Raw genomic sequence first — 12,067 nt, forward strand, 5'->3', positions numbered from 1 at the left:
ATTCAGAAGGGAAAGCAAGTGGGAGAGGGAAAGCCCCTGTCCATTGCCGTTCTCGAAGCTGCTTATCGTGAACAGGGACACACCTGTCTTATTGTGCAGCTGTTTCTGTGACATATGAAGGGCCTTCCTATAAGCCTTGAACCTCTGGCCCAATAGAGCAATTGTGTCAAAATTTGTCATACCGCCGCTCTTATATGATAACTGATATATCACCTATTTTCGGCAAAAATACTATAAAATAACTGAAATACCAAATATCCGTTCGTTGTACGAATACTCCCGTCATTGCGAGCCATTCTGCGTCATTGCGGGCCTGACCCGCAATCCTTTCCTCCTGACTTGCATTTATGGAAACAGTGAATTATCCTTGCAAGCTATGGAAGCACAGACCACAAGCCATTGATTTTAGAAATTTGCTATCTCCAGGGCTATGGTGGCCAGGGATTTGTTCGATGCAGCAATTACATGATGTGAGCAGGCCAGATAGGCGGGGTCGCGCTCAGCCATCATAGTGGCAACGTAGTCGAATAGTTCCTCTTTGTTTTTTCCTGCCAGCAGTGGCCGCCGGGAATGATTCTTCCACAGCCTTTTCTGAACGGACTCCGGTGATGCCTTCAGATAAAAGCAAACAGTCCGTGTCCGCAGCAACTGAGCACATGCAGGGGTCGTTGGTGTTCCGCCGCCCACCGACAGCACGCATGACACCTTTTCAGCCTCGCACTCATTGTTCAGTATTTCGAATTCATCTTCCAGTCCTTTGGCAATCATTCCGGATGGCATATCACAATCGCTGACACCAACAGATGAGGCGGAACAACCTTCTTCATATTTGCATATCAGTTCCTGCAGGCACTGCTGTTCCAGAATGCGGAAAGCGCTCTCTCCTGATTCGGAAAAAATTTCAGGTATGCTTTTGCCGGAACGCTTGCAGATATACTCGTCAAGGTCAACGAAAGGAGCATACAGCAGGTTAGCCAGATACTTGCCAACCGTGCTCTTGCCGGCACCCATATATCCACAAAGTGCTATGATCATAAGTGTAGTTTCAACCCAACGGCTTGTCAGAACAATGAAAGCGAATCCTCATCAAAGAGCGACAGTTCGTCAACATCCATCTGGCTATTGTCATCTTCGGCATTTCCAGCCTCAGCCATTTCTTCCTCCGGCTCCTCTTCTGGCTCAGGCATGAACTCAACGCGCTCCACATCATAGTATGAAACACGCTTGCCCTTTGCCCTGAAGCCCTTCTTGCCAATGAATTCGGAAACGTCTATGATTTCGCTTCCGCGCCCCTCGTGCCGTCCGCCGTACACCACTTCCATCTTTGCTTCATCCCAGGCGGTGATTGCTATCAGCGAAGAGCCCTTGGCAGAAGATATGAAACTCTGAGGCATGTTGTCGGACTTCTCGAAACTGAAGCGTTTCACATAAATGAATTTGGTTTCACCATCGAAGTAGAGGACACTGTAAGTCCTGCTCTCGTCAAACTTGCAGATGAGTTCTATTTCGCCCTGATATCTGTTGCTCAGGTCGTAGTTTGTTGTGTAGTAGGTTCCGTCCTTGAACACGGCAAGTATCTGGTCGTCGCCGTGGAACTCGCCCAGAAGCATTCCGTGGCCCTGGTCGTTGAGTCTGTTCACATCGGTGTCAAGCCATATTTTCTTGCCTCCGATGGTGGAAACGCCCTTTGACTTGAGCTGTATCTTGTGGACTGAATTCTTGGTAAGAGTATTTCCTCTTGCGGTGCGTCCCTTGACTGCAAGTTCCGCAAAATTGTACTCGAAAATCAGTTTCTTCACTTTTGGATTCGGTCTGAGGAACACCTTGATGATTTCAGCCTCGCCGTTGTGGTTGGCCGTGAACCAAAGAACGCTTGAATCAGGGGAACCGGCTGTGAGATCGTATTCCTTGTCCTTGGTCACAGCAGGCACAGTAAATCTCTTCACATACACGTTGCCTGCCTTGCCATCGCGGTAAACGGCATTGTAAATGGTTCTGTTATCGTTCTTTACGTAAATGCCTGCGTATATTATGTTCTTGCCGAAGAAAGCCTTGTCAGTGATTCTTGAAACCTTGAACCTGCCATCCTTGGTGAATACAATAACGTCATCAATGTCCGAGCAGTCACAGATGAACTCAGCATCCTCGTCCTTCTTGAGGTCCATTCCAACAAAGCCCTCGGCCCTGTTGAAATACAGCTTGGCATTGGATGCCGCAACCTTTGTTGCCTCAATGTTCTCGAAGCTGCATATTTCTGTAAGCCTTGGATAATTCTCGCCGTACTTGGTCTTGAGCGCCTTGTAGTACTTGATGGTGAAGCCCACGATGTCTGAGAGATCCTTTCTGACCTTGGCAATCTCGGATTCAAGTTTGGCAAGTTTGTTCTCAACTTCCTTCACATCGAACTTGGATATCTTGCGGACCGGTTTCTCAACCAGCTTGTTGATATCGTCCATTGTAATAGGCCTGAGCACAAGGCTTTGGAAATCAAGCATCCGCTTGTATATTTCGTCGAGCTGTACCTCCCAGCTTCTGGAATCGTTCTCCAACAGACGATATACCCTGTTCTCAAAGAATATCTTCTCCAGAGAGAAATAATGCCACTCACTCTCGAGTTCTCCCAGTCTTATCTCCAGTTCTGTCTGAAGCAGGCGCTCGGTGTAGTCCACATTGTACTTGAGGATCTTGTCAACCCCCATGAAGTGAGGATGCTTGTCCATTACCACACAGGAGTTCGGCGAGATTGACACCTCACAGTCCGTGAATGCGTACAGAGCGTCAATTGTCTTGTCGGGCGAAACGTCATTTGGAAGGGTTATTACAATCTCGGCATGCTTGGCCGTATTGTCATCAACTTTCCTGATCTTTATCTTGCCTCTCTCAGACGCCTTGATTATGCTGTCAATGATGGTTGCGGTTGTCTTGCCAAAAGGTATTTCGGTAATGGAAATGGTTTTCTTGTCAATCTTCTCTATCCTTGCGCGCACCCTGATTGTACCCCCGCGAAGTCCGTTGTTGTACTTAGTGCAATCCATCAGACCGCCGGTTGGGAAATCCGGATATATCTGGAATTCCTCTCCTTTCAGGTAGGAAATGGCGGCATCAATCAGTTCATTGAAATTATGAGGAAGAATTTTTGAAGCAAGACCAACGGCAATTCCCTCGGCTCCCTGCGCAAGCAGAAGCGGGAACTTCACCGGAAGGTTCACAGGCTCCTGATTCCTTCCATCGTAGGAGCTCATCCACTCTGTTGTCTTGGGATTGAAGACAACGTCAAGCGCAAACTTGCTCAAACGGGCCTCGATGTAACGAGGAGCAGCTGCACTATCGCCAGTGAGAATGTTACCCCAGTTACCCTGACAGTCAATGAGAAGTTCCTTCTGGCCAAGCTGCACCAGAGCCTCCCCTATCGAGGCGTCTCCGTGCGGGTGATATTGCATGGTCTGGCCTATGATATTGGCAACCTTGTTGAAGCGGCCGTCATCTATCATCTTCATTGCGTGAAGGATACGCCTCTGCACAGGCTTCAGGCCGTCGGTAATGTGCGGCACCGCCCTTTCCAGAATAACGTATGAAGCATAATCCAGGAACCAGTCCTGATACATACCAGTAAGCTTGTACTTGCTTCCGGAAGTATCGGCGGTAAACTTGCTGAACCTGCTTTCCTCCTGCTTTTCCTCCTCCTCAACCAACTCGATATCATCAAAATCCTCTGCCATCTTTATCTCTGTGAACTTACTTATTAATAATAATTTTACACTGGCGATAGTTACACAAGCTACTGGATGTATCCGAACTTCTTGAGTTCCTTCTTGTTCTCACGCCAGCCGGCATCAACCTTAACGAACATGCTCAGGAATATCTTCTTCTGGAAGAATTCCTCCATATCCTTCCTGGCCTGGATGCCCACCTTCTTGAGTGCCATGCCTTTGGGACCTATGATAATGCCCTTCTGAGACTCTCTCATGACATTTATCACGGCCTCTATCCGGTACATATCCTCCCCCTCCTGGAAACTCTCGATCACAACTTCCGTACAATAAGGGATTTCCTGACTGTAGTTCAGGAGAATCTTCTCCCTTATGATTTCGGAAGCGAAGAAACGCATGCTCTTGTCCGTGAAAACATCCTTGTCATACCAAGGCGGTTGCTGTGGAAGCAGTTCCCTTATGCGGTTGAATATTGTGTCAAGGTTGAATTTCTCCTTTGCACTGGCCGGAAAGATCTCAGCCTTTGGCACTCGCTCATGCCACTGCTCAACAAGTGCGAGCACCTCTTCCTGCGAAGATTCGTCTATCTTGTTTACTACCAGAAGCACCGGACATTCAACCTTGTTGAGCTTCTCAACGTACTCAATGTTCTTGTCGGCTTTCTCAACAACGTCGGTCACATAGAGTATGATGTCTGCATCGCCTATTGCGCCGTCAACGAAATCCAGCATGCTCTGCTGGAGCATATAGCTTGGTTTGAGAATGCCGGGGGTATCGGAGAAAACCATCTGATAGTCATCTCCGTTGACTATACCCATTATTCTGTGTCTGGTGGTCTGGGCCTTTGCAGTAACTATTGAAAGCTTCTCCCCAACAAAGGCATTCATAAGGGTTGACTTGCCAACGTTAGGGTTGCCTATTATATTTACGAAACCTGCCTTGTGTCCCATGGCTTCCATTATTTATATGAGTTCATCTTGAGCATAGTAATCTCCTGCTCGGTAAGGAAACGCCAGGCGCCGCGTCTGAGGTTCTTCTTTGTAAGGCCTGCAAAATATACCCTATCAAGCTTCTTAACCTTGTAACCAAGATGCTCGAACATTCTTCTTACAATCCTGTTCCTGCCTGAATGTATCTCAACGCCAACAACGGACTTGTCCTCTCCAACGTATGACAGGTCATCGGCCGCAATCGGTCCGTCCTCAAGTGTTATACCTTCGAGCAGGACGCTGAAGTCATTTGCCTTGAAATTCCTGTCAAGCGTAACCTGATATATCTTCTTCTTCTCGTAAGAAGGATGTGTAAGTTTTTCAGACAGATCACCATCGTTGGTAATGAGGAGGACACCGGTTGTTGCCTTGTCAAGCCTGCCAACCGGATATACCCTTGCACTAACCTTGTTCTCAATAAGTTGCAGAACCGTCTTGTCTGCATGAGGATCACTTACGGTTGTTGCGAAATCCTTAGGCTTGTTCATAAGGATGTAAACTTTCTCCTCTCCTCTGAGTCTCTCGCCGTTGAAACGCACGTCATCTCCCATCTTCACCTTTGTGCCGAGTTCGGTTACAATAACACCGTTAACGCTTACCAAACCTGCCTGGATGTACTTGTCCGCCTCACGTCTTGAGCAAACTCCGCTGTTGGAAATGAATTTGTTCAATCTCTCAACATCTTCATCGGATATTCTTTTCTTCCTGGCAACTACAGGCTTCTCCTCCAGTTCCTCGTTCTTGAATGTCTTTCTGGTTCTTGGCTTTCTTACCTCGCCCTCATTCTCGCTTCTGAACGACCTTCTTGCCCTTGGCCTTTCCTCACTTGAATCATCTCTGCGAGGAGCCCTTCTTGTTCTTGGTCTCTCCTCTCCTTCATTCTCGCTTCTGTAGGCCCTTCTTGCTCTTGGTCTTTCTTCATCCGAGCCATCTCTGCGAGGAGCTCTTCTTGTCCTTGGTCTCTCTTCGCCCTCATTCTCACTCCTTGACGACCTTCTTGCCCTTGGCTTTTCTTCATCCGAGCCATCTCTGCGAGGAGCCCTTCTTGTTCTTGGTCTCTCCTCTCCTTCATTCTCGCTTCTGTACGACCTTCTTACTCTTGGTCTTTCTTCATCCGAGCCATCTCTGCGGGGAGCCCTTCTTGTCCTTGGTCTCTCTTCGCCATCATTCTCACTCCTTGACGACCTTCTTGCCCTTGGCCTTTCCTCACTTGAATCATCTCTGCGAGGAGCCCTTCTTGTTCTTGGTCTCTCCTCAACTGAATCATCTCTGCGAGGTCGACTTGACCTAGGCTTTTCCTCGTCAAAACTCTCCAAACTTTCCAAACCGGCGAACATTGAGCCTCTCCCGGCTGAACGTGCGCCACTGCCTGATGCCTTGCGGCTGGCAGATCTCAACTGATTTTCAATGTCTTTCATTAAAATATGTGTATAAATCTAAAAACTGCCAAAGGTAACTCTTTTTTACAAATTCAAAAAATAACACAACCACAGTATCAAGCGCGCTGAATACAATTCGCAAAAGCCACTCAACCATAAACAAACAGAACAAGCCATTTTCTATTATACAGAACATGAAAAATCGGACATTCCGTACAGGAAAAGGGGGCAATCCTGTACGGAATAGGAAAAATCAGGCGTTTCGTACAGGAAAAGGGCAAATCCTGTACGGAATGAAGAGGCGGATTGGCGAAGCAATGCGGCACCGCCGCTGGCCTTATACCCAAGCCAGCGTCTACAGCATGAAGCACTACATGGAGCTTTCAAGGGCTCCATTGGCGCTTCCGCTGTTGCCAGACCATTCGTTCCCTGGCCAAGTGTGCTCAATGCCCCATTGTTGAAGGGTATTCAGCACGATGGCAGCAAGGCACTGGAATATGAAAAAGCTTCGCCCGGGTAAGGCGAAGTTTTTCAGATGAAGTGACTGCCGCAGTCAAACATGGGCCGCATCAGCGGCCTAACGGAGGGTGCGAACCTGCGGAATGCGAAGACTTGCGGAAAGAATCTGAGGTAGCAGGTGACCGGCTTGCAAAAAAATTTTGCTCAGGAAAGGCATTTTTTTTTGCAAGGCGCATTACCTGCAAACAAGCGGATATAAAAACTGCATAGCCGTATTCCTCAGGAGCGGAGAAGGAAACGAGCCTCTGCCAACGTCAGTTGTTTGCAATTCTGCTCAACGGTGATTATTTTTGCAAACCGCATATATTAAAACGAATATTAACGCATCAGTTCATAAATGCTTTCACTTCAAGAAATAACCGGCGCATTTCTCGTATTGTTCGCTATCATAGATATCACGGGGTCAATTCCTATTTTCCTCTCGCTCAAGCAGAGCGGCAACAAATTCAGTCCTCTTCAGGCCACACTCATATCCCTGGGAATATTCATAGTGTTCTATTTCCTCGGAGATGCGGCCCTCAGCCTCTTTGGCGTTGACATCAATTCATTCGCCGTTGCCGGTTCCATTGTCCTGTTCATAATGGCGTTTGAAATGATACTCGGCATTGAAATCTTCAAGAATGACCCAGCTTCCGGCGGATCCACAGTGGTTCCTATAGCCTTCCCTCTCATTGCAGGTCCCGGAGCGCTCACCACAATAATATCCCTGCGCGCCGAATATGCCCCTCTGAACATTCTCGTAGCACTGTTAATAAACATTGTCATAGATTATCTGGTTCTGAGCAACATTGACAAACTCGAACGCATTCTTGGCAAGACTCTCATATCAATCTTCAGGAAATTCTTCGGAGTCATTCTGCTTGCAATCGGTGTAAAACTTCTCACCACCAACCTTGGCGGCCTTCTCCAGAATCTGTAATTGTCATGCGCAGTTTATTGGTCATAATCACGTTCATTCTGTCCTCTTTTCTCAGCGGCAATCTGAAAACCGTGGAGAAAAGCGCAGTCATTCCGTACAGGGCTGTATTTGCGCAGGTGGACTATTCCAATAACACTGCTTCAAATATAAAGCACGTTGGCCTCACCCCTTCGGGGAATCCCTGTTTATCCAGCGAGGATGCAAGCAGCACATCCTGCTTCAGGTCAAACGGTTCGTCAAGAAGAGTTCAGAACTCAAGCAAATCATCATCCAGAACAATAAAGGCTGGAAAGGTTGCCAACAAGCACACTTTCTGCACCTTCCAAATAGAAATAAGGCAATTCGCTTCGGGAATCCGTTCCACAGGCAGATACATCCACTCAATCTGCCAGTTGCGCTTATAGTATTCATTCTGTATTCAATGCAAAGTCATTCTCAGAAACCAGCTTGGTAATCTTTCAGGAATCCTACCAACTTGTTTTTCATCATTCCTGACGGATTCAATGGCCTTTGCATTCATTCTACGTTACAAGACCCGGATTGTGCGAACAGTAAAACTGTTGCAAGTGGCGCACGGTCCAGGCTATGTTCAACAAGACAAACCGCTTGCATAACAAAAGACATGAATACTTTACAAGCAAAACACGTATACAGATTCACCGACCATCTGGTCAACTGGGGCATCATTGCCGCCGGCATAATACTTTCAATCATTGTTCCATCACTTTCAGGCCTCGGAGTCTGCATTGTTCTTACAGGTCTGTGCATATTGCCATTCTACAAGACCGGTTACATACTGCCGGGCAAAAAAGGAATGTTCTCTCTCAAGGATTACATGCTGCCGCAGGAATGTAAAGCTGAAATTGCAGAATACATAGAGGGAAAGTCAGACACACTTGAGCTCAATCCCTCAAGACAGGGAGGAATGGTGCTTGAAATATATTATCTCAAGGGAGAGCCAAGTATGTATGCCCAGTTGTTCGACTATTCTTCAGGTGTCTGCCAGGCCCAGTGCGAATTGACACAAATCAGTAAAGCCCAGCTCAACACCCTTGCCAAATACGATTTAAAACTCTAAAACAATGACATCCATAGCCAACGGAGCCGGCCTCAGCGCCGCTGTACTGATACTTGGGATAATAATATTCGTATGCGTCCTGCTCAACAGCGCTTCAACCAGAAGAGGACTTCCAATGCTGCTGGCGTTCATAGTATTTGGAATAGCCTGCGGCAATGTGGGACACATACCCATATATCTCGATGACCGGAAATACGCTTCCGATGTCTGCACCGTTGCACTCATTTTCATAATGTTCTATGGAGGATTCGGAACAAGATGGAAGAGTGCGAAAAGCGTTGCGCTCGCGTCCGCTCTGCTGGCCTCACTGGGTGTATTTGCCACTGCTTTTTTAACCGGGCTCTTCTGCCACTATGCACTGAACTGGAGCTGGATTGAGAGTTTCCTTCTCGGTTCGGTTGTGAGTTCAACGGATGCCGCTTCCGTGTTTTCCATACTCAGGAACAACAGGCTTTCATTGAAGAACAACACAGCATCCATTCTTGAAGTGGAAAGCGGTTCCAACGACCCTGCGGCATTCATGCTCACGGCCGTAATGATTTCAGTAATCAATGGAAACACAGATGCCGGGCATATAATATGGATGATATTCGCTCAGATAGTCATTGGAACAGTCTGCGGTCTGCTCATTGCACAGGCCGGACTGTTCCTTATGAGACGCATGTCATTCCCGACTTCCGGCTTCGATTCCCTTATGGTGTTCGCCATTGCCATAGTTTCATATTCCCTCCCGGACATTCTCGGCGGAAACGGCTACCTGAGCGCTTACATTGTTGGAATCATCATGGGCAACAGCACTTTCCACGGCAGAAGGAAGCTTGTAGGATTCTTTGACGGAATCAACGGCCTTATGCAGATGATAATATTCTTCATCCTTGGCCTGCTTGCCAGACCCCATGCTTTATGGAATGCTTTTCCACCGGCGATAGTGATAACAGCGGTGCTGCTGCTCCTTGCAAGGCCAATTGCAGCAGGAGCCATCCTCACCCCTTTCAGGAAATATCCCTTGAAGCAACAGCTTCTGATAAATTTCGCAGGTCTGCGCGGAGCATCATCCATTGTATTCGCAATCATTGCCAGCGCGGGCTGTGCGGGAATTGAAAACGATATTTTCAGCATAGTGTTCTGCATAGTTCTCATATCAATAGGGATTGAAGGAACGCTGATACCGAAAGTTTCACGCAAACTTGACATGATTGACACAAGCAACGACGTGATGAAGTCCTTCAGCGATTTTGAAGATGAAACAACAATCCATTTCGGCAAACTGACAATAGAGCGCGGCGGCAGATGGGACGGAGTGCAGCTCAAGGAAACGAAGCTTCCGAAAGGTCTCCTGATATGCAGGGTGGTAAAACCGTCCGCAACGGATCCGGAAAAGAAAATCAGGATAATACCTGATGGCAATACCACAATCAACGCCGGTGACATAGTCATTTTCTGCTCACAGTCATATTCCAGCGACAAGGAACTGCACATTATTGAAAAGGAGGTCAATGACGGCAGCAAATGGCAGGGACGCAGCATTTCCGATTACAATGCCGGAAACAGCGAACAGATTCTTATGATACTCAGAGGCGAGGAATCAATCATCCCCGATGGCGGAACGCTCATTCATTCAGGAGACATACTCTTTGTGAATGCAGAGCTATAACCACTGCAGCCGGTCCTATCGCTTGCGCGGAACAACAAATGAATCAACAACTTCTCCATTGAGGTTGAACACGCGTACTTCCATCCTCTTCCTGTCCACTGAAACGGAGGCGCCCAGAGTCTGCGGCTCCGCCTTCAGGTTCAGGACCTTTGCGTGCAGACCATCGCTGTAAAGGCCTTCGTCCGGCTCGCGGTACTTGTTGCCTGAAGAGCCCAGATCAAGATAGAACGTGCCATCGCCGGTGGAAGAAACTGAATCATCCTTGAGCGGATAGGTTCTGGAGTACATGTGATCGTGCCCGCTCACCACAAGGTCAACCCCGGCCTCGGTGAAGACAGGGTACCAAATAGGGGAAAGATACTTGCGCACTCCCCTGTCCTCCTTGTAGGAGCCGAAAACGGACTTGTGGCCGAAGACCACCAGATAGTCGTAGCTTCCTTTCAGCGGAAGGATTGTCTTGCGGAACCACTCTGCCTCGAGTATGAAGTTGCCGCAAAGGAAAGTGTTGGAATCGCCCAGTGTCAGCGCTACGAACAGCACGTTGTTGTAATAGAAATAATAGTTGGAATTCCTGTAAACCTCAACACCGTTCCTGGGATTGTTGAAAATTGCGTTGTATGTTGCAGGCGTTTCCATCTGGGGGATATGTTTTTCGCCCGCCGGCTTCACTCCCCAGAACTCGTGGTCACCGGGTGCCGCGGCATATATGAACCTGCCGAACAATGGCGTGCCAAGAATCCATCTCCACGATTCCTCATTTGCGCCCGTGTCAATCATATCGCCGCTGCAGATGACCAGCGGAGCACTCTCAGCTTGGCTTCCCGACACCGCCTTGCCAGCCTTTGTGCGGCCGGAACCAGTCCCGGCATTGAGGCCTGCGCTGAATTCCATACCCTTTGCAATAATCTTGTGCGCCTGTTCATTGAACGCATGCTGAAAATCCGCGAAAGCCAGAAAATTCCAGGACCTGGAACCGCTCGCCGTTGTGAAGGAACGCACGTCACTCGTATCCTTCCCTGCTGCAATCCTGTAACTGTAATCGGTTCCCGGCTCCAGATTATCCAGCGAGACCGAGCACACATACCTCTGCTGCTGAAACAGAGAATCCCCTTTCGGGTAGGACCACAATTTCTCCTCAGCTTTCACAGCGATGGTTTCATAATCCTTCATCAGCAGCATGCAGCTCCCCGGCTCGCTGCAGTGCCAGTTCACATTGATCTGTCTGGAGGCATCCTCACCGGGATTGGTAACAATGAAATGAATCAGAAGTATTGGAAGTGAAAGAATGGTTTGTATCATGGCAATAAGCTTTCTGTCTCAGCAATGGTCAGGCCTGTGCATTTGGCAATTATTTCTGGAGCAAGGCCTTCAGCCTTCATTTTCCGGGCTATCTTGCACTTGCTTTCAGCCGCTCCTTCAGCCCGGCCTTCTGCCCGGCCTTCTGCATGGCCTTCTGCAAGACCTTCCGCACGGCCTTCAGCAAGACCTTCTGCAAGGCCTTCAGCACGACGTTCTGCAAGGCCTTCAGCACGACCTTCAGCAAGACCCTCTTCCTTCCAGTCTTCAAGATTGGCTTCGTATTCGGCCTCCCCGAGGATGGATCTCATATAACTGTCTTTGGTGTCCTGTTTCATCTTAGCGGTGTCACCAGCTTTAAACAAGCGTTCCAGCATAGGGGCGTTGAGATTGTCCGGAATATCGGCGCAGTCGGCCATTTCCATAAGGACGTATGACAACTTCTCCAAAAATGGTGTATGCTCGTTGATTTCCTGCAGACTGCCAGCAAATTTAGGCAACTCAATAAAGATTTGCAACACCT

General features: G+C 48.2%; 10 protein-coding genes and 1 pseudogene. 4 read left to right on the forward strand and 7 right to left on the reverse strand.

Annotation, left to right across the window (positions count from 1 at the left end):
* The 5 genes from AC06L3_RS04125 to AC06L3_RS04145 form a co-directional block, all read right to left on the reverse strand.
* Positions 1-180 (reverse strand): helix-turn-helix domain-containing protein (locus AC06L3_RS04125; RefSeq protein WP_475669354.1); only part of this gene is annotated, 180 nt, incomplete at its 3' end.
* A gap of 225 nt (positions 181-405) precedes the next feature.
* Positions 406-1,035 carry a shikimate kinase gene (locus AC06L3_RS04130; RefSeq protein WP_475669355.1) on the reverse strand — a complete coding sequence of 210 codons (630 nt, stop codon included), beginning with the start codon at positions 1,033-1,035 and terminating at the stop codon, positions 406-408.
* A gap of 26 nt (positions 1,036-1,061) precedes the next feature.
* Positions 1,062-3,719 (reverse strand): DNA gyrase/topoisomerase IV subunit A, encoded by a 2,658-nt coding sequence (locus tag AC06L3_RS04135; RefSeq protein ID WP_475669356.1) that lies wholly within the window; start codon positions 3,717-3,719, stop codon positions 1,062-1,064.
* Between the two features lie 59 nt (positions 3,720-3,778).
* Positions 3,779-4,660: a GTPase Era gene (gene era / locus AC06L3_RS04140; protein WP_475669363.1), complete on the reverse strand. Its 882-nt coding sequence runs from the start codon at positions 4,658-4,660 to the stop codon at positions 3,779-3,781.
* Between the two features lie 8 nt (positions 4,661-4,668).
* Positions 4,669-6,117, reverse strand: coding sequence for a pseudouridine synthase (locus AC06L3_RS04145; protein ID WP_475669357.1), 1,449 nt, complete (start codon positions 6,115-6,117; stop codon positions 4,669-4,671).
* 817 nt (positions 6,118-6,934) lie between these two features.
* Between AC06L3_RS04145 and AC06L3_RS04150 the strand changes: the two genes are divergently transcribed.
* From AC06L3_RS04150 to AC06L3_RS04165, 4 genes are all read left to right on the forward strand, one after another.
* On the forward strand, positions 6,935-7,516 hold the full coding sequence (locus AC06L3_RS04150) for a MarC family protein (protein ID WP_475669358.1): 582 nt from the start codon (positions 6,935-6,937) through the stop codon (positions 7,514-7,516).
* Positions 7,517-7,521: 5 nt separating this feature from the next.
* A complete protein-coding gene (locus AC06L3_RS04155; protein WP_475669359.1) occupies positions 7,522-7,920 on the forward strand; it encodes a hypothetical protein in 399 nt (132 codons plus the stop codon).
* A gap of 218 nt (positions 7,921-8,138) precedes the next feature.
* Positions 8,139-8,594 (forward strand): hypothetical protein, encoded by a 456-nt coding sequence (locus AC06L3_RS04160; protein ID WP_475669360.1) that lies wholly within the window; start codon positions 8,139-8,141, stop codon positions 8,592-8,594.
* A gap of 4 nt (positions 8,595-8,598) precedes the next feature.
* A complete protein-coding gene (locus AC06L3_RS04165) occupies positions 8,599-10,248 on the forward strand; it encodes a potassium/proton antiporter (protein ID WP_475669361.1) in 1,650 nt (549 codons plus the stop codon).
* A gap of 15 nt (positions 10,249-10,263) precedes the next feature.
* Here the strand turns inward: AC06L3_RS04165 and AC06L3_RS04170 are convergent, their stop codons facing one another.
* A complete protein-coding gene (locus AC06L3_RS04170) occupies positions 10,264-11,547 on the reverse strand; it encodes a purple acid phosphatase family protein (RefSeq protein WP_475669362.1) in 1,284 nt (427 codons plus the stop codon).
* Positions 11,544-12,067, reverse strand: a pseudogene (locus AC06L3_RS04175) (PD-(D/E)XK nuclease family transposase); the annotation flags it as partial. The pseudogene AC06L3_RS04175 and the gene AC06L3_RS04170, both read right to left, overlap by 4 nt.

The organism is Candidatus Egerieousia sp. (genome assembly GCF_056211015.1).

What these genes read in the sequence shown, in the direction of transcription:
- AC06L3_RS04170 (WP_475669362.1), bottom strand. Translation starts at nt 11,547, where the DNA reads ATGATACAAACCATTCTTTCACTTCCAATACTTCTGATTCATTTCATT.
- AC06L3_RS04130 (WP_475669355.1), bottom strand. Translation starts at nt 1,035, where the DNA reads ATGATCATAGCACTTTGTGGATATATGGGTGCCGGCAAGAGCACGGTT.
- AC06L3_RS04135 (WP_475669356.1), bottom strand. Translation starts at nt 3,719, where the DNA reads ATGGCAGAGGATTTTGATGATATCGAGTTGGTTGAGGAGGAGGAAAAG.
- AC06L3_RS04165 (WP_475669361.1), top strand. Translation starts at nt 8,599, where the DNA reads ATGACATCCATAGCCAACGGAGCCGGCCTCAGCGCCGCTGTACTGATA.
- AC06L3_RS04145 (WP_475669357.1), bottom strand. Translation starts at nt 6,117, where the DNA reads ATGAAAGACATTGAAAATCAGTTGAGATCTGCCAGCCGCAAGGCATCA.
- era (WP_475669363.1), bottom strand. Translation starts at nt 4,660, where the DNA reads ATGGGACACAAGGCAGGTTTCGTAAATATAATAGGCAACCCTAACGTT.
- AC06L3_RS04160 (WP_475669360.1), top strand. Translation starts at nt 8,139, where the DNA reads ATGAATACTTTACAAGCAAAACACGTATACAGATTCACCGACCATCTG.
- AC06L3_RS04155 (WP_475669359.1), top strand. Translation starts at nt 7,522, where the DNA reads ATGCGCAGTTTATTGGTCATAATCACGTTCATTCTGTCCTCTTTTCTC.
- AC06L3_RS04150 (WP_475669358.1), top strand. Translation starts at nt 6,935, where the DNA reads ATGCTTTCACTTCAAGAAATAACCGGCGCATTTCTCGTATTGTTCGCT.